This window comes from uncultured Cellulomonas sp. (genome assembly GCF_947494015.1).
GTDB lineage: Bacteria > Actinomycetota > Actinomycetes > Actinomycetales > Cellulomonadaceae > Pengzhenrongella.
Map to the genome: position 1 here is coordinate 69,819 of NZ_CANLTL010000004.1, position 17,856 is coordinate 87,674.

At 74.8% G+C, this 17,856-nt stretch carries 14 protein-coding genes; 4 read left to right on the forward strand and 10 right to left on the reverse strand.

Features of this window, described 5'->3' with window-relative positions; translation table 11 throughout:
• Window positions 1–102: 102 nt before the first annotated feature.
• From Q0840_RS05795 to Q0840_RS05830, 8 genes are all read right to left on the reverse strand, one after another.
• Window positions 103–942 carry a PRC and DUF2382 domain-containing protein gene (locus tag Q0840_RS05795; protein WP_298457417.1) on the reverse strand — a complete coding sequence of 280 codons (840 nt, stop codon included), beginning with the start codon at window positions 940–942 and terminating at the stop codon, window positions 103–105.
• A 277-nt stretch (window positions 943–1,219) separates the two neighbouring features.
• Window positions 1,220–2,143 carry a class I SAM-dependent methyltransferase gene (locus Q0840_RS05800; protein WP_298457418.1) on the reverse strand — a complete coding sequence of 308 codons (924 nt, stop codon included), beginning with the start codon at window positions 2,141–2,143 and terminating at the stop codon, window positions 1,220–1,222.
• Window positions 2,119–2,817: a hypothetical protein gene (locus Q0840_RS05805; protein ID WP_298457421.1), complete on the reverse strand. Its 699-nt coding sequence runs from the start codon at window positions 2,815–2,817 to the stop codon at window positions 2,119–2,121. Before Q0840_RS05805 ends, Q0840_RS05800 begins: the two co-directional genes overlap by 25 nt.
• A gap of 81 nt (window positions 2,818–2,898) precedes the next feature.
• Window positions 2,899–3,597 (reverse strand): ANTAR domain-containing protein, encoded by a 699-nt coding sequence (locus Q0840_RS05810; RefSeq protein ID WP_298457424.1) that lies wholly within the window; start codon window positions 3,595–3,597, stop codon window positions 2,899–2,901.
• 71 nt (window positions 3,598–3,668) lie between these two features.
• A complete protein-coding gene (locus tag Q0840_RS05815; protein ID WP_298457427.1) occupies window positions 3,669–5,612 on the reverse strand; it encodes a bifunctional diguanylate cyclase/phosphodiesterase in 1,944 nt (647 codons plus the stop codon).
• 190 nt (window positions 5,613–5,802) lie between these two features.
• Window positions 5,803–6,168: a TraR/DksA C4-type zinc finger protein gene (locus Q0840_RS05820; RefSeq protein WP_298457430.1), complete on the reverse strand. Its 366-nt coding sequence runs from the start codon at window positions 6,166–6,168 to the stop codon at window positions 5,803–5,805.
• A 30-nt stretch (window positions 6,169–6,198) separates the two neighbouring features.
• Window positions 6,199–8,292 carry a SpoIIE family protein phosphatase gene (locus Q0840_RS05825; protein ID WP_298457432.1) on the reverse strand — a complete coding sequence of 698 codons (2,094 nt, stop codon included), beginning with the start codon at window positions 8,290–8,292 and terminating at the stop codon, window positions 6,199–6,201.
• 132 nt (window positions 8,293–8,424) lie between these two features.
• Window positions 8,425–9,798 (reverse strand): aminotransferase class V-fold PLP-dependent enzyme, encoded by a 1,374-nt coding sequence (locus Q0840_RS05830; protein ID WP_298457435.1) that lies wholly within the window; start codon window positions 9,796–9,798, stop codon window positions 8,425–8,427.
• Window positions 9,799–9,912: 114 nt separating this feature from the next.
• On the opposite strand from Q0840_RS05830, the gene Q0840_RS05835 reads away from it, so the two are divergent.
• The 4 genes from Q0840_RS05835 (at window position 9,913) to Q0840_RS05850 (ending at window position 15,550) form a co-directional block, all read left to right on the forward strand.
• The gene (locus tag Q0840_RS05835; protein ID WP_298457438.1) at window positions 9,913–12,027 is read left to right on the forward strand and encodes a bifunctional diguanylate cyclase/phosphodiesterase; all 2,115 of its coding nucleotides are present in this window, start codon (window positions 9,913–9,915) and stop codon (window positions 12,025–12,027) included.
• Between the two features lie 106 nt (window positions 12,028–12,133).
• Window positions 12,134–12,388, forward strand: a complete 255-nt coding sequence (locus tag Q0840_RS05840; protein WP_298457440.1) for a hypothetical protein — start codon at window positions 12,134–12,136, stop codon at window positions 12,386–12,388.
• 95 nt (window positions 12,389–12,483) lie between these two features.
• A complete protein-coding gene (locus tag Q0840_RS05845; protein WP_298457443.1) occupies window positions 12,484–14,949 on the forward strand; it encodes a TIM-barrel domain-containing protein in 2,466 nt (821 codons plus the stop codon).
• Window positions 14,936–15,550: a flavodoxin family protein gene (locus tag Q0840_RS05850; RefSeq protein ID WP_298457446.1), complete on the forward strand. Its 615-nt coding sequence runs from the start codon at window positions 14,936–14,938 to the stop codon at window positions 15,548–15,550. Before Q0840_RS05845 ends, Q0840_RS05850 begins: the two co-directional genes overlap by 14 nt.
• 28 nt (window positions 15,551–15,578) lie before the next feature.
• Here the strand turns inward: Q0840_RS05850 and Q0840_RS05855 are convergent, their stop codons facing one another.
• Together Q0840_RS05855 and nhaA are read right to left on the reverse strand one after the other, a co-directional pair.
• On the reverse strand, window positions 15,579–16,400 hold the full coding sequence (locus Q0840_RS05855; protein ID WP_367183074.1) for a putative protein N(5)-glutamine methyltransferase: 822 nt from the start codon (window positions 16,398–16,400) through the stop codon (window positions 15,579–15,581).
• A gap of 40 nt (window positions 16,401–16,440) precedes the next feature.
• The gene (nhaA, locus tag Q0840_RS05860) at window positions 16,441–17,814 is read right to left on the reverse strand and encodes a Na+/H+ antiporter NhaA (RefSeq protein ID WP_298457449.1); all 1,374 of its coding nucleotides are present in this window, start codon (window positions 17,812–17,814) and stop codon (window positions 16,441–16,443) included.
• Between the last annotated feature and the right edge of the window lie 42 nt (window positions 17,815–17,856).

Below are 17,856 nucleotides of genomic sequence, written 5' to 3' on the forward strand. Positions count from 1 at the left end.
GGGTGCGGCTCCACGGAAGCACGACGGCCGGCCACGGGGTGACCCGGGCCGGCCGTCGGGGGGTGGTGCAGGCGCCCGACGGTGGGTCGGGCGGTGGAGTTCTTACAGACCCCGGGTGTCCCGGGAGTCGTCGTCGAGCTCGATCTCCTCCTTGCGGACCGAGTCGGTGACCGTCTCGGTGTCGGTGACCGTCTCCTTGTCGAGGCGCACGCGCTCGACCGGGACGGCCTCCTTGGCGACCACGGGGCGCTCCTCGGTGAGGACGACCTCGTGCTCCTCCTCGCTGATGGCCGGGCCGTCCAGCGCGTCGCCCACGTTGCCGTCGGTGATCGGCTCACGCTCGAGCCGGACCTCCTCGTGGCTGACCGGGACGGTGACCGTCTCCTGCTCGGTCACGACGTACTTGCGCAGCCGGGCACGACCGGTCTGGACCTTCTCGGTCCCGACGTGCAGCTGCTCCTCCGAGCGGGTCATCGACTCGTCGGTCGTCGGGCCGGAGGTGTCGTGGCCGACGGTGCCGCGGGTGGTGTCCGTGGTGTCGTAGCCGGCGGTCCCGGTCGTCCCCGTGGTGCCCAGGGTGCCGGTGGTGTCCGTGGTGCCGGCGTTCTCGTGGCCGGTGGTGTAGTCCAGCCCGTAGTAGCGGTAGAGCTCACCCTCCTCGGCCTCCGAGAGCTTGCCGTTGGAGTCGTCCACCCGCGGAGCGCCCTTGACCGTGGACTTGTCGTAGGGGACGTGGATCTCGTCGCCGCGGACGGAGCCCTGGGTCAGGGGGATGAAGGACTCGGCGGTGCCGAACAGCCCCGTCGTGACGGTGACCCACTCGGGGTTTCCGGTCTGGTCGTCCAGGAACACCTGGCTGACCTTGCCGATCTTGTCCCCGTCGGAGCCGACCACGGTGCCGCCGGACACGAGCAGGTTCTGGATCTCGTCTGTGCCGATCATGGTGTTTCCTCCACTGGTTGGGGATGGGGTCGTCGCGTGGTGACGCGGCCGGCCCTGGAGCGGCGAGACATCGGTGCGGTCCCACGGCGACGATCGTCGAGCCGGGCCGCCCCGGGCCCCGGGTCGTCCGGTAGGAGCACCGTGCCCGCCCTGCCCGGCGCGATCGCACGCCGTCTGAGTCGTTCGAGGACCACGCCTTCTGCGCCGCCTCGAATCAGGCTAGGTGCGGTCGCCAGGGCCAGCAACAGGAACGCGCACGGCCACCGTGCGATCGGACCTAACCCGCGCTGACCTGCGGCTTCGTCAGACGGACGCGCAGATAGCGCAGGTCGCCCCGCTCGAGCCCGACGTGGTTGCGGGTGCCCTCGATGCCGGCGAAGACGCGGAAGGCGCCGTGCACGGGACGGGGGATCCAGGCCTCGATGAGGGCCAGCTTGCGGGCGTTGTCCTGCCGGAGCGCGGCCACGACGTGCACGGTGACGTCCTCCAGCTCGACCAGCTCGAGCCCCGACCCGGCGAGCTGGTCGCGCAGCACGACGACGTCGTCGTGGTTGCGCAGGTCGGCGAGCAGCAGGTGACCGCCGGGTCGCAGGACGCGCCGGACCTCCGCCAGGAAGCGGGGCACCGAGGGGTAGCAGTGGGAGGACTCCACGCTGACGACCGCGTCGAAGGACGCGTCGGGGAACGGCAGGGCGAGGGCGTCCCCGCGGACGAACCGCAGGCCGGGCCCGCGCCGGTGCCGCGTGGCCAGGGCCACGGCGGCGGCCGAGAAGTCGAGGCCGGTCGTGCTGCGGGGGCCCGCGTACCGACTCAGCCACGACGCGCCGCCGCCCCTGCCGGAGCCGACCTCCAGCACGTCCGCACCGCGCAGGTCCACGCCGGCCACCGTCGCGGCGTACAGCCGGATGCACGAGCGGTCGGGCTCGTCGGCCGGGTCCAGCACGAGGGGATCGGACGCCGCCGCGACCGTGCCCGGGGCGGATCCGTCCGCGCCCGGCCCGACGTCGGCGTAGCCGTAGTTCATGAACGCCCAGGCCGGCTCGCGGACGCGGGCGCCCAGGGCCTCGTAGCACGCCCGCCACGCGAGCCGGCGCAGCGTCCCCGCGAGGCGCCGGCCGTCGTCGAGAGGGCGCCGGCCGTCGTCCGGGGGGCGACGGCCAGCACGGGCCCGGCGGCTCAGGCGGACCGGACCGGTGCGCACACGGCCGTCCACGCCGCCCCGTCGAGGGTGGGCGCGGCGTCGACGCCGGCGATCCCGGCCAGACGCCGGCACCGGTCGATCGCGTCCCGCAGGGCGTCGTGGAGGATGTCGTCGGCGTCGGCCCGCCACGTGCACGCGACCGCCTGGACGGCGAAGTCCACGACCGCCGGTCCCGGGTGCCCGGTGTGCCGCACGGAGGCGTGCTCGGCGGCGAAGCGCTCCGCCCATCGGGCCGCGAGGGGGACCCCCGCCAGCGCCTCCCGGGCCCGGGCCCGGATCGGGTCGTCCACCGGCCGGCCGTCGGCCGCCAGCAGGCGCTCGCAGGTCAGCACCCCCACGGCGAGTGCGCGCTGGTGCTCCTCGGCGACCACGGGCAGCGCGGCGGCCGCCACCGTCACCGCGACCTCGTGGTCCCACCGCGGATCGGGGCTGGTCAGCCCGATGACCGAGGGGATCAGCAGCGCGAGCCGTGGCCGGGCGTCGTCGGACGTCACGTCGTTGACGCCGCGCGCGAGGCGCGCCAGCAACGGGTGCGTGCACCGGGGGTGGTCGCTCCACCGCTCACCGGCGAGGTAGCTCGCCAGCTCCATGAAGCACGCCCCCCGGCGGGGGCTGCGATGCCTGCCCCGGGAGAGCAGCGGCAGGACGTCGGGGGCGGCGGACCGCTGGACCATGGACCTCACCTCGCAGAGCGGGCGTGTGTGGTGCTGCGACCCTACGCCCGCCACCCGGGATCCGTCTCCGGTGGGCGCACATCAGCGAGCGCGGTCACCACCGAGCTCGCCGAGCAGGGCCCGCGCGACGTCCCGGACGTCGGCCCCCTCGGCGACGGCGCGGTCGCGCAGCCGGGCCAGCGCCGTCTCGGCGCCGACCCCCTCGTGCGCCATCGTGGCCCCGACCGCGCGGTCGAGCGTCGCCTGGGCGTCGCGAGCCGCCTGCAGGTCGGTGATCCGCTCGGTGAGGTCGGCCACCTGCAGGCACAGGGCGACGCTGGCCGCGACCTGCTGGGCGTAGGCGTCGGCGCGCGTCAGCAGCACCCGGTCCCAGGGGTCGACCTGCTCGGAGTAGAGGTTGAGGGCGATGTCGACCCCCGGTGCGACGTGCGCCGGGACCGCGGCGGCCGACCGGAAGCCCTGGTCCACCGCCTCCCGCCGCCACACCGGCCAGCGGGCGTCGTCCAGCAGGTCCGGGACGAGGACGACCTGCAGCCCGTCCATCGCCGTCAGGCACGGTCCGGCACCGTGGTCGTACTCGACCTGGTCGCACCGCTGCGCGCGCACGCTGCTGGTGGCCGCGAGCCGGTCGCGGCCCTGGTGGCGCAGGGACACGCTGCAGTGCGTGCCCGCGCCGAGGTGGTGGCCCGCCCGGTCGGCGCAGTCGTCGAGGTGCTCGCGGACGGTGCGGGTGCTCAGCAGCAGCGACTCGAGCTCGGCGCGTGCGTCGTCCTGGGTCACCGGCGATCCTCTCGGGCATGACGGCACCACCGAGGCGCCGGACCGGCACACGATAACCGCCGGACCGGTGGTCAGTACCCGGGATCGGCCGTCGCGGCCAACCACGGCGGGTCGACGAGCTGGACCCGCAGCTCGTCGGGGTGCTGCGGCATGGACACGAAGTAGCCCTGGACGTGCGTGCACCCGAGCTCGTGCAGCGCCTCGAGCGTCTCGGCGTTCTCGACGCCCTCCACCACGACGGTGCGGCGCAGGTTGTGGCCGAGCAGGAGCACGGCGGAGACCACGGCGGCGGCGTCACGGTTGCCCGACAGTCCCCGGGTGAAGGACTGGTCGACCTTGAGCGTCGTGGCGGGGATCTCCAGCAGCCGTCCGAGCGACGAGTAGCCCGTGCCGAAGTCGTCGATGGCGAGCTGGACGCCGAGCGCGCGCACCTGCTCGAGCGCGGAGACGGTCACCTCGGGGTGGCTGATGACACCCGACTCGGTGATCTCCAGGGTCAGCCGGCGGGGGTCCAGCCCGTGCGCACGCACGGTGTCCGCGACCCGTCCGGGCAGCCGCGGGTCGGTGAGCTCCTGGGTGGAGACGTTGACGAAGACGCGCTGCGGCGCGCGAGCGCCCAGCTCGTCGTCCCAGGCCGTCAGCTGCCGGCACGCCTCGGCGAGCACCCACGCGCCCAGGTCGTTGATCAGCCCGCCACCCACGGCCGCGTCGATGAAGGCTCCGGCGGGCAGCACCCCGCGGGTGGGATGGCGCCAGCGGACCAGCGCCTCGACGGCGTAGACCCCGCGCTCGCGGTCCGCGGGGGCAGCCAGCAGGTCGACGATCGGCTGGTAGTGCAGCACGAGCTCGCCGGCTCGCAGCGCGTGGGTCAGGTCCGCGATGAGGCGCTCCTGCGCCGTGGTGCGGGCCCGCTCGGCGGCATGGGTGACGGCGTCGAACACCTCGTACCGGCCGCGGCCCGCGTCCTTGGCCCGGTACATCGCCGAGTCGGCCTGGGACACCAGCGCGTCGGCGGTCTGGGCCGGGTCGTCGGTGGTCGCGATGCCGATGCTCACCGACGTGCTCACCGCCCGCCCGGCGAGGCGGTACGGGACGCGCAGGGAGTCCAGGATGCGCTGGGCGACCGTGCCGGCCGCGCCCGGTGTGGTCAGGTCCTCCAGGAGCACGACGAACTCGTCGCCGCCGAGCCGCGCCAGGACGTCCGTGGGCCGCACCGCGCCACGCACCCGCTCGGCGACCGTGGTCAGCAGCCGGTCACCGGCCTCGTGGCCGAAGGTGTCGTTGGCCTCCTTGAGCGCGTCCAGGTCGAGGAACAGCACGCCGACGTGTCCCGGGCGGCGGGCCAGGCCGGCGATCGCGTGGCTGACCTGCTCGAAGAACATCCACCGCGTGGGCAGGTCGGTGAGCGGGTCGTGCGTGGCCCGGTGCGCGAGCTCGTCCTGCGCGTTGCGCGCGGCGTCGCGGTCCGCGGCCACGACGAGGTAGGACGTCGCCAGGTTCGCGAGCGTGGTCGCGGCCGCCTGCTCCGCGGCCGTGAGCGGGCCGCTGTCGAGCCGGTACAGGTTCAGCACACCCCACAGGCGGCCTCGGGCGCGCATGGGCACGGCGGTGACCGCCCGCACGCCGACCGCGCCGGCCCGCCGCTCCAGCGCCGGCCAACGGCCCGTCGAGGTCAGGTCGTCGACCGCGACCGGCTCGCCACTGAGGTACGCGTCGTGGCACGGCCCCTCGCCGAGGCTCTCCTCGAGGCGCTCGACCGCCTCGGCCGGTCCAGGGGTCGCGAACACCACCCGCAGGACGCCGCCGCCGGCCCGCGGGGTCATGACGCCGGCCCCGTCCACGTCGAGCACCCGCGCGACCCCCGAGCCGAGCTGGCTGAGGATGTCGTCGACGGAGAAGTCGCCGGTGACGGTGGCCGCGAAGTCGTTCAGCACGGCGGCGAGCGCATCCGTGTCGACGTCGTGCGCGCCGGTCAGGGCAGGCGCGCCCGCGGAACGACGGCGTGCAGAGGTCACAGACGGGCTCCACGGGGGGCTCGGATGGGGTGCCGCCGGGACGGCGGACCGCGAGCTGCGCGGCAGCCCACGTGCATCGTAGGCGGCCGCCCGGGCCCCAGCATGCCGGGCCCCCGGCGCCCGGGACGGCGTCCACGCGGCCGGCTGGGCCGGACGTGGCGGGACTCACCCGGACGGGTGAGTCAGGGCGTCAGGCACGTCGGACGGCGCACGCGATGCACGTCCGTGCCAGCGGCAGCGCCTCGAGACGGGCCGGCGCGATCGGCTGCCCGCAGGACTCGCACCGGCCGTACCGGCCGTGCGTCAGCCGGTCCTGGGCGGCGTCGGCCTCGGCCACGACGTGCCGGGTGCGGACGACCACGGCGTCGAGCTGGGACCGCTCGAACGCGATCGTGGCGCCCTCGGGGTCGTGCTCGTCGTCGGCGTTGGAGTCCCGTGAGGCGTCGACCAGCTCGGTGTGCTGACCGGTCAGCGCGGCCAGCCGGCGGACGGCGTCCTGCCGGACCGCGGCGAGCACGCGCTCGACGCGCGCGGTCTCGTCGTCTCCACGGGGCACGGTGCAGCCTCTGCGTCGTCGATGACCGGGTCAGGTGGACGGGTCGGCGAGCGCGACGCGGACCGCGACGAGGGCCACGTCGTCGTTGCGGCGCTCGGGCAGCAGCCGGCCGAGCACGGCGTCGCACAGCGCCTCGGGGTCCAGGCCCGCGGCGTCGGACAGCACCGTGCGCAGCGTCTCGAAGCCGTCGCTCAGCGACTGGCCGCGTCGCTCGACGAGGCCGTCGGTGTACAGGAACAGCGTCGCCCCCGGCTCGAGCACCACCCGGGTCTCCAGCCGGGACGCGTCCGGGACGACCCCCAGCAGCAGGTCGGAGTGCTCGGCGACGAGCGTGGACACCGACCCGTCCGGGGCGATGAGCATGGGGGGCGGGTGCCCGGCGTTGGACCAGCGCACCGCCCGCGCGCCCGTCCCGGGCTCGGGGGGCTCGACCCGCGCGACGACCGCGGTCGCGATGGTCGAGGCGCGCAGCGTGACCATCGCCCGGTCCACCTCACGCAGGAGCTCACCGGGACCCGCGCCGGTCGCCACCGCGATCCCGCGCAGCAGCGAGCGCAGCTGACCCATCGCGGCGGCCGCGACGATGTCGTGGCCGACGACGTCGCCGATCACCAGCACCGTGGCTCCGTCGCGCTGCGCGAACGCGTCGTACCAGTCGCCGCCGACCTGGGCCGCCTCGCCCGCCGGGACGTAGCGCACCGCGATGTCGAGCTGGTCGGTCCGGGGCGGCTGGGTGAGCAGCGCCCGCTGCAGGCCCTCGGCGAGCTGGCGCTGCTGGCGGAACAGCCGCGAGTTGTCCAGGGCCAGCCCGGCGTGGCCGGCGACCTCCTGGGCGACGGCGAGCTCGTCCGCGGTCAGCGGCGCGCGCTGGGCACCACCGAACAGCGACATGAGCCCGACCGTCCCGCCCCGGCCGCGCAACGGCAGGACGACCACGGTCTCCGGCGCGAGCCGGGCGATGAGCTCGCGCGCCGGTGCCGAGCCCAGCATCGAGTCGATCGCCGCCGCCGCCCCGTGCCCGACGACGACCATCTCGCCGGTCCGCAGGGCGCGGGACAGGAACGAGTGGTCGCGCAGCGCCGTGAGCCGCTGCTGGGCGTAGCCGCGCACGACCGGCAGAGCCGCGGGGTCCACGTGCGCCCAGCCGATGTCCCGCAGCCCGCGACGTGTCCCGGCCTGCTCGTCGTCGTCCACGAGGGTGACCAGGCACCAGTCCGCGAGCGCCGGGACGACGAGCTCCGCGAGCCGGGCCACCGCCTCGACGCCGTCGAGGGTCTCGGTGAGCTGGGCGGTCACCTGGGCGATCAGCGCGGCTCGGCGCACCGAGCGGTCGGCCTCCTCCTGCATGCGGCGCCGGGACGTGACGTCCAGGAAGTACACGGCCAGCCCGTCCGGTCCGGGCCACGCGACGACCTCGTACCACGCGTCGAGCGGGGGCGGGTAGTAGGCGTCGAAGGCGACCGGCTCACCCGACGCCACGGCGCCGCGGTAGTGGGTCTCGAAGTCCGAGCCGTTGGCGGCCGGGAACAGGTCCCACACCACGCCGCCCAGCAGGTCCTGGCGGGTCGCACCCAGGACGCGCTCGCCCTCGGCGTTGACGTACCGGAAGCGCCAGTCGCGGTCCAGGGAGAAGAACGCCGTGGGCATGGACTCCAGCACGCGGGCGGTGCGCGCCTCGCCCGCCTGCCGCTCGGTGATGTCGTAGCTGGCCCCGAGCATCCGCACCGCGACGCCGTCCCGGTCGTGCAGCACCCGGCCGCGGCTGGCGACCCAGCGCGGGGTCCCGTCCGGCTGCACGATCCGGTGCTCCACCGCGAGCTCGCCGGACGACTCCACGGCGGTGGTCAGGGCGTCCTCGAGGGTGCCGCGATCTTCCGGGTGCGCCCGCCCGACCAGACCCGCGGCATCCCGTTCCAGCGGAGTCCGCGCGTCCCACCCGTACAGCCGGGCGAGCGCGGCGTCGATGGTCACCCGGCCCGACCGCAGGTCCCAGTCGAAGGTGCCGATGCCGGCCGCCGTGATCGCCAGCTCGCCGAGCACAGTGCCCATGTCCGGTGCCCCGGGCGGACGGGGCCGGACCGCCGGCGCGCCCTGCCGGCGCTGCGGTGCGGGCGTCTGGGGCATGCGCGTCCTCCACCTGGCCGGCTCCGCGCCGTCCGTCGGACGGCGCGCGGGTCCGGCTCAGCGGTGCGGGTGCCGGAGCAGCCGGTGCCCCGGTCCATTGCCGGAGCGGGAACGGCGACTGCAGGCGCGAGTCTATCCGGTGGGTGCCGCGTACCCGTGCGGCCCCAGGTGGTACCGGCGGTCGAGCTCCGGGGTGGCCGCGATCGCGCGAAGGGCCTGGCCCAGCACGGCGACGTCGTCCAGGCGCGTCCCGCGGTTGGCGCTCGCGCGGACCGCACCCGGCACGCGGTCGCGCCGCCCGGCCCGGACGTCGTCGTGGAAGCTCTCGACGTCGGTGGGGGACAGGCCGAGCAGGCGACCCATGTACGGGTGCGCGCAGAAGCAGCCGCTGCGCACGCCGACGCCCCACTCCGCGGACAGCCGCGCCGCGAGCAGGCCGTGCGGCGTCCCGGGCAGGGTGAAGGCGGCCACCGGCAGCAGCGACGCGGTGCCCGTGGGGCCCAGCCGCACCAGTCCCGGCACCGTGGCCAGCTCGCGGTCAAGGGCCGCGACGAGCGCGGCCTCGTGCTCGGCGATGGCGGTCCAGCCCTGCCGCTGCATGTCCCGTACCGCGGCGGCCAGCGCCACGACGCCGAGCACGTTGGGCGATCCGGCCTCCTCCCGCTCGGGGCCGTCGGACCAGACCACCTCGTCCCAGGAGACCGCCGAGACCGCGCCGCCGCCGACCATCAGCGGCTCGCCGTCGCGGAACAGGCGCCGCGGGGCGATCAGCGCGCCCGTGCCGAACGGGGCGTACATCTTGTGCCCGGACAGCGCGACCGCGTCGACGCCGAGCGTGGTGATGTCGATCGGCCGGTGCGGCGCGAGCTGCGCGGCGTCGACGACGACCAGCACGCCGCGGCGCCGCGCCTCGGCGGCGATCTCGGCGAGCGGCGGCATCCACCCGGTCACGTTGGACGCCCCGGTGACGGCCAGCACCCGCGGTGTCGGGGAGGCGTCCAGCCCCGCCACGACGTCGTCCACGGTGAAGGTGCCGTGGGCGCCGACGTCGACGGTGCGCAGGCGGGCGTGCCGGCGCCAGGGCAGCAGGTTGGCGTGGTGCTCCACGGCGGTGGTCAGGACGACGTCGTCGGGTGCGAGCCGCAGCCGGAACGCCAGGATGTTCAGCGCCTCGGTGGTGTTGCGCGGGAACACCACCTGGTGGGTGGCGGCGTCGGCCCCGACGAACTGCAGGAGGAGCCCGCGGGCCTCCTCGTACCGGGCGCTCGCGTGCTGCGACTTGGCCCCGGCCCCGCGGTGCACGCTGGAGTACCACGGCAGGAACGCCTCGACGGCGCGGGCCACCGCCGGGGCGGCCGAGCTCGTCGCGGCGGTGTCGAGGTCGACGTACCGGCGGGTGGACCCGTCCGCCAGGGGCACCCGGACGTCGTCCCCGACCAGGGTCCAGTGGCCGGGCTCGGCCGTCGTCCCGGAAGGAGCCGGCCGGGTACCGCTCGTCGTCAGCATGCCCGGCCCATCGGCAACGGGCACACCGATGTGAACAAATCGGGCCGGACCGGTCAAGTCCGGGAAGAACCGGCCGATAGGGACCACGTGGCCCACTCCCGTCCCACCCCGCGCGTGCAGCCGACCCACCGACCGCACCGGCTCCGGCTGACCCGGCGGGTGTTCTGGGACCTCGCCGTCTACATGGTCGGCCTCGGTGTCGCCGTCGGCGTGGTGTTCCCGTACTTCACCGTCCTGCTGGGCGTCCCGCGTCCGATGGCCACGCGACCGGAGCTCGTGATGGCGTGCCTGGGCGCCGGGTTCGTGGTCGGCGCTGCGAACTACGCGCTGTGCCGGGTCGTCGTGGGCGGCCGGCTCGCGGTGCTCAGCGCGCACCTGCACGCGGTCGCGGAGACGATCGCCCGAGGCAGCCGGACGGGGGACTGGACCGGCGGGACCACCGAGCGCATCGGCGTGGACTCCGACGACGAGCTGGGCGAGACCGCGCGCGCGTTCAACGAGCTGCTGGACACCCTCGAGGCGGGCGCCCACTTCCGCTCCCTGGTCCGCAACGCGTCCGACATCATCACGGTCGTCGACCCCGCCGGCCGGATCAGCTATCAGACGCCGTCGGTCACGGCGGTGCTGGGTCACAGCCGGGACGCGCTGGTCGACACCGACGTGCACGACCTGGTGCACCCGGACGACGTCACCGCTCACCGCGGCCAGCTCGCCGCGGTGGTGGCCGGCTGCCCGACGGGGCTGCCGCTGGCCCACCGGATGCGGCACGCGTCCGGCGCCTGGCGCTGGATGGAGACGGTCGCCGCCGACCTGCTCGACGACCCGGCCGTGGCCGGCGTGGTGCTCACCACGCGGGACGTGAGCGACCGGCACGAGCTCGAGGACGCGCTGCGCACGCAGGCCTTCCAGGACACCCTCACCGGGCTGCCCAACCGCGCCCTGTTCATGGACCGGCTGCGCGCCGCGGAGGACGCGTGCCGGACCGCCGCGGTCCCGATGGCCGTGCTCTTCCTCGACCTGGACGACCTCAAGCCGGTCAACGACACGCTGGGGCACGACGTGGGGGACACGCTGCTGCGTGCGGTGGCGGCTCGCATCCAGGGCTGCCTGCGGCCCGGCGACCTGGCGGCGCGGCTCGCCGGCGACGAGTTCGCCGTCCTGCTCGCGGGGGCCGCCGGCTCCCGGGACGCCGCCGGCGTCGGCGCGGACATCATGCGCTCGCTGGCGCAGCCGGTGCAGCTGGGCGACCGGCAGGTCCAGGTGAGCCTGAGCATCGGCGTCGCCTCGTCGGGCACGTCCGCCGCGGTCGAGCTCGGCCTGCTGCGCGCCGCCGACATCGCCATGTACGTCGCCAAGACCACCGGCAAGGGTCGCGTCGAGGTCTTCGAGGGCGGTCACCACGCCGCCCAGCTGGAGCTGGACCGGCTGCGCGCCGACCTCCACCACGCGCTCGACGCCGGCGAGCTGGAGCTGTACTACCAGCCGATCGTCGCGCTGCCGGGCGGGACGGTGACCGGGTACGAGGCGCTGCTGCGCTGGAACCACCCGCTGCGCGGGGTGGTCTCGCCCCAGGTGTTCATCCCCCTCGCGGAGGACACGGGTCTGATCATCCGGATCGGGCGCTGGGTCACCCGCGAGGCGACACGCCAGGCGGCGGCGTGGCAGCGCCCCGGTGCGCCCGGACTGCGGATGAACATCAACGTGTCCGCCCGTCAGTTCCAGCACCCCGGGTTCGCCGACGACGTCGCGGACGCGCTGACCGCGAGCGGTCTCGACCCGCACCTGCTCACGCTCGAGCTGACCGAGAGCCTGCTCGTGCAGGACGCGCCCCTCGTGGCCGGGCGCCTGCGCCGGCTCAAGGAGCTGGGGCTGCGGCTGGCCCTGGACGACTTCGGCACCGGGTTCTCCTCGCTGAGCTACCTGCGCCGGTTCCCGATCGACATCCTCAAGATCGACAAGTCGTTCGTCGACGGCATCGCGACCAGCCCCGAGGACCGCGCGGTCACGGGCGCGATCGTGCAGCTCGGCCGGACGCTGCGGCTGGACGTGGTCGCCGAGGGCGTCGAGGACGAGCGTCAGGTCGCCGCCCTGGAGTCGCTGGGCTGCCCGTCGGCGCAGGGCTACCACTTCGGCCGCCCGGTCCCCCCGCCGGGACCGGATCGCCCGGCGGCCGGCGCACAGGTGCGCACGACCTGCCAGGGCGCGGCGCCGATCCTCACGTCCCGGTAACCCGCCCGAACCGTGGCGTTCATCTGGGCTGCCTAGCGTGGCGGGCGACGCCGACCGGCCCAGCAGCGCGCCACCGGGCGGGCGTCGGCGCGGAGGGAGCGTGGTCATGCCGGAGTACGTGTGCCTGGACGGTCCGTTGTCGGGTCAGCAGCTTGACTGGCGGGACGTCGCGGTCGAGGGCGAGCTGGTGACCATCGGGCTCGTCGACGTGGGTCAGGACGACGTCGGTCCGCACGGTCCGACGGAGGCCGACTACGTGGTGGAGCGGGTCGCCGACGTCGTGCCGGGACGGCTGCGCTTCGTGGCCGGCCGGGGCGCGTGGCACCCGGACGCACTCCTCGCGGCCCCCGTGCCGGCGTAGCGCCGCGGCCCGCGGGCCGATCGGGTCCCGGTGCGCCAGCATGGGCCGCGGCACGACCGCCCGGTCGGGTCGTCGGGCGAGCGGACGAGGGCGCGATGCAGACCGATCACTACGGGCGGCCGGAGCGGGTGGACCGCGTCCGACCGACGCCGCGCGGGTTGCTGGCCGAGCTGGGGCGCGAGCGGCTGCGGGTCGACGTCGTCCGGGACGACGTCGTGCGGCTGGCGATCAGCCGGGGCGGGGTGTTCGACGAGCAGCCCACGCACGCCGTGTGCGTCGACCCGCTGGCCACGGAGGTCGACGTGGACGTCACCGTCGAGGACGGGACCGCCCGGGTCCGCACCGCCCGGCTCGTGGTGTCGGTCGGGCTGGACCCGTTCCGCCTCGACGTGCACCGCACCGACGGCACCCCGGTCGTGGAGACCGCCGTCGACGACGACGGCAGGCCGTGGGCGTACGCCACGCTCAACGACGCCTTCGTGGTGCGCCGCCGTTGTCGTCCCGAGGACGCGGTCTACGGGCTCGGCGAGAAGACCGGCCGGCTGAACCGCCGCGGACGTGACTTCACGCTGTGGAACACCGACGTGCTCAGCCCACGCGCCTCGGGGGAGTTCACGCACGGCCGCGGTGCGGACGACCCACGCTCGGACAACACCAGCACGGAGTTCGACCCCTACTACGTGTCGATCCCGTTCTTCTACCACCAGAGCCATCCCACCGGGGCGATGGCCGGGGCGTTCCTGGACAACGGCTACCGCGTCGACTACGACTTCACGGCCCCGGACGAGCTGGTGATGCACGCCCGGGGCGGGCAGTACACCGAGTACGTCTTCGCCGGCCCGACGATGCCCGAGATCCTCGAGGCGTACACCGGGCTCACCGGCCGCACCCCGCTGCCCCCGCTGTGGGCGCTGGGCTACCACCAGTGCCGCTGGTACGACTACACCCAGGACGCCGTGGAGTCCCTCGCCCGGCGCCACCGCGAGCAGGACCTGCCGTGCGACGCGCTGTGGCTCGACATCGACCACATGGACGGCTACCGGGTGTTCACCTGGGACGCCGAGCGGTTCCCGGACGTCCCCGGGATGCTCGCGCGGCTGGCCGACGACGGCTTCCGGGTGGTCACGATCGTCGACCCGGGCATCAAGCGGGACCCCGGGTACCCGGTGTACGACGACGCCGTCGAGCAGGACGTGCTGTGCCGGACCGAGGGCGGTGACCACTACGTGGGGCAGGTCTGGCCGGGGGACACGGTGTTCCCGGACTTCGCCACCGAGCGGGCGCGGACCTGGTGGGGACGGCTGAACGCCGAGCACGTGCGGTCCGGGCTGGCCGGGATCTGGAACGACATGAACGAGCCTGCGACCGGCGACATCGCCCCCGAGGCGATGCGGTTCGGCGGTGGGCGGTTCTCCCACGAGCGCTTCCACAACCAGTACGCGCTGCTGATGGCGATGGGCACGACGCAGGGGCTGCTGGCCGAGCGCCCCGACCGGCGCACGTTCGTGCTCACCCGCGCCGGGTCTGCCGGGATCCAGCGGTACGCGGCGAGCTGGATGGGCGACAACATGTCCCGCTGGGACCACCTGGGGCTGAGCATGCCGATGGCTGCGGGCTTCGGCATCTCCGGGCAGCCGTTCGTGGGCGCCGACATCGGCGGCTTCATGGGCGACACCAGCCCCGAGCTGCTGCTGCGCTGGATGCAGTACGGGACGCTGACGCCGTTCTGCCGCAACCACACCGTCAACACCGCGATCGAGCAGTATGCCTGGTCGTTCGGCGGCGCCGTCCTGGAGGCGGTGCGAGCGGCGGTGCAGGAGCGGTACCGGCTGCTGCCGTACCTGTACGCGTGCTTCGTCCGGGCGGCGCAGACCGGCGCACCCGTGCAGCGGCCGCTGGTCTTCGACCACGGCGACGACGTGCTGGCCCGTGACCTGGACGACGAGTACCTGCTGGGGCCGGACCTGCTGGTGGCGCCGGTGGTCGAGGCGGGCACGACGGCGCGCCAGGTGTACCTGCCGGCCGGCGGCTGGTACGACCACCACAGCGGCGAGCACCACACCGGCCGTCGCTACGTCACCGCCGCGACGCCCATGGAGCACATCCCGGTGTACGTGCGCGCCGGGGCGGTCGTGCCGCGCTGGACCCAGGCGCCGCCGTCCACGGCCGGCCACCACCCGCAGGTCGTGGAGCTGCACCTGTACGTCCCGCGCGAGGACGGCACGCACCGGTCCCTGCTGCAGGAGGACGACGGCCTGACCTTCGCCGCGCTGGACGGCGCCCGGTACCGGACCACCCTGACCGTGACCCGGACCGGTCGCTCGCTGACCCTGCGCGGCGAGGTCGACGGCGGCGGGTACCCCGAGTTCCGGCGGTCCGCGTTCCACCTCCTCGTGCACGGCGACGCGGTCGAGCAGGTCGAGCTCGACGGCGTCCCCGTACCGGTGCGCGACGGGGTCGCGGTGCTGCCCAACGCGGGGGAGAGCTTCACCGTCCGGATGACCCTGCCGGATGCGGTCCGGCGGGGTCCCGGCACAGGATGGGGACATGACCAACTCTGACCTGACCGCAGTCGTCCTCGTGGGGACCCTGTCCCCGTCCCCCGCACCGTCCAGCAGCGAGCTGATCGGCCGGCAGGTGCTCGACGCGCTCGCCGAGCACGGCGTCGTCGGCACCGTCGTCCGCCTCGTCGACCACGACGTGAAGCCCGGCGTCCAGGTGGACATGGGCGCCGGGGACGAGTGGCCGGCGATCCGCCAGCAGGTCCTCGCCGCGGACATCCTGGTGATCGCGACGCCGATCTGGATGGGCCAGCCGTCGAGCGTGACCAAGCGCGCGCTGGAGCGGCTCGACGGCGAGCTGTCGGAGAAGGACGACGAGGGCCGGCTGCTGACCTACGGCAAGGTCGCGGCGGTCGCCGTCGTCGGCAACGAGGACGGCGCGCACCACGTCAGCGCCGAGGTGTTCCAGGCGCTGAACGACGTCGGCTTCACCATCCCGGCCGCCGCGGTCACCTACTGGGTGGGCGCCGCGATGCAGGGCACGGACTACAACGAGCTCGACGAGGTCCCCGAGATGACCGCCACCACCACCCGCACGCTGGCCGCGAACACCGCGCACCTGGCGCGGCTGCTCCACGGCGCGCAGTACCCGCCGGCCTAGGACCGGGTGCGTCGGCCGGCGCCCGTGCCTACCGCGGACGCCGGCCGATGACCGCCGTCGCGTCGAGCTCGGCGGACGTCGCGACCCGCGCGAGCAGTCCGGCACGCGCGACGGCGTCGACGGCCCCAGGGACCTGGCGGGTGCTCGACTCGACCAGGACGTGGCCGCCGGGGGCGAGCCACGCGGCGGCGCCGTCCAGCACCCGGCGCACCACCTCCAGGCCGTCCCGGCCCCCGTCCAGGGCGACCTGCGCCTCGTGGGAGCGGGCCTCGGAGGGCATCAGCGCGATCTCGTCGGTGGGCACGTAGGGCGCGTTCGCGACGAGCACCTCCACGCGGCCGCGCAGGCCCGGGGGCAGGGGCGCGAACAGGTCCCCCTCGACGACGTGGCCGCCACGTGGCTCGACGTTGCGGCGCGCGCACCGCACGGCGGCGGGGTCGACGTCGGCGGCGACCAGGGACACCTGCGGCGCCGCCTCGAGGATCGCCGCGCCGACCGCACCCGACCCGCAGCACAGGTCCACCACCACCGGGGTTCCGTGCGCCGGGGTGCCGTGCGCCCGAGCGCCGCCCTGCTTCGGGGCCGTACCGCGTAGCGCGGCCGTGCCCGAGAGCAGGGCGAGCGCCTCCCGCACCAGCAGCTCGGTGCGCCGGCGCGGGACGAAGACGCCCGGGTCGACGGCGATCCGCAGGCCCCGGAACTCCGCCCACCCGAGCAGGTGCTCCAGCGGCTCGCCCGCGACCCGCCGTCCGACGAGCGCGGTGAGCTCGGCCTGGCTGCCGGCGGCGTCGACGAGCAGACGGGCCTCGTCCTCCGCGTAGACGCACCCGGCCGCGCGCAGCCGCGCCACGATCGCGTCGACGGACGGCTGCGTGATGGCGATCAGCCCGTCACGACCGACGGACCGCGGGGCCGGCGCTCGAGTCGGGACCGGCGGGGTCGTCCGGGAACGCATCCGCCGCCGGCTCGAAGACGTCGGGGACGCCGTCGTTGTCGGTGTCGACCGCCTCCGCCAGGGCGATGCGGCGGTACGCGCGGTTGCGCGTCAGCAGGACGGTGGACGCCAGGACCGCCGCGACCACGGACCCCATCAGGACGCCGATCTTGATGTGCTCCTCGCGCGTGACGTCGGAGCCGAACGCGAGCTCGCCGATGAGGAGCGAGACCGTGAACCCGATACCGCCCAGCAGCGCCACGCCGAGCACGTCGGTCCAGCTCAGGCTCTCGTCGAGGTCGGCCCGGGTGATCCGGGTGACGAGGAACGTCGTGCCGAGGATGCCCACCACCTTGCCGAGGACGAGCCCGGCGACGATGCCGAGCGAGACCGGGTCCGCGAGCGTCTCGACGAGGCCGGACAGCCCGCCGATGGTCACCCCGGCGGCGAAGAAGGCGAACAGGGGCACGGCGAACCCGGCCGAGATCGGCCGGAACCGGTGCTCGAAGTGCTCAGCGAGGCCGGGTCCCGCGTCCGGCCCGCCGGCCGCCGCGCTGCGGATCACCGGGACGGTGAAGCCGAGCAGCACCCCGGCGACGGTGGCGTGCACCCCGGACTCGTGCATGAGGACCCACGCGACCACGGCCAGCGGGATCAGCAGCCACCAGGACCGGATGCGCTTCTGCACGGCGACGCCGAACAGCGCGATGACCCCGATCGCGCCGGCCAGCGGCAGCACCCGCACCTCGTCGGTGTAGAACACCGCGATGACCGTGACCGCGAGGAGGTCGTCGACGACGGCGAGGGTCAGCAGGAAGGTACGCAGCGCCGCGGGCAGGTGGGAGCCGATCACGGCGAGCACGGCGAGCGCGAAGGCGATGTCGGTCGCGGTGGGGATGGCCCAGCCCCGCATCGCGTCGCTGCCGGCGAGGACGTTGACGCCGACGTAGACGAGGGCCGGGACCACCATCCCGCCGACCGCGGCGAGGATGGGCAGCGCGGCCCGGCGCGGGTCACGCAGGTCCCCCGCCACGAACTCGCGCTTGAGCTCGAGGCCGACGACGAAGAAGAAGATCGCCAGCAGGCCGTCCGCGGCCCAGGTGGCGAGCGTGAGGTCCAGGTGCAGCGCAGCCGGACCCACCCGGACCTCGCGGAGCGCGGCATAGCTGTCCGACCACGGCGAGTTCGCCCAGACCAGGGCGATGACGGTCCCCACCAGCAGCAGCGCACCGCCGACGGTCTCCTTGCGCAGGATCTCCGCGATCCGCTGGTTCTCCGCCCACGATCCGCGGGTCAGCAGGGGTGGACGGGTCGTTGAGCTCGAGGGCACGGGCAGAAGCCTTCCGTTGGGGTCGTTCTGGGGTCGACTGAC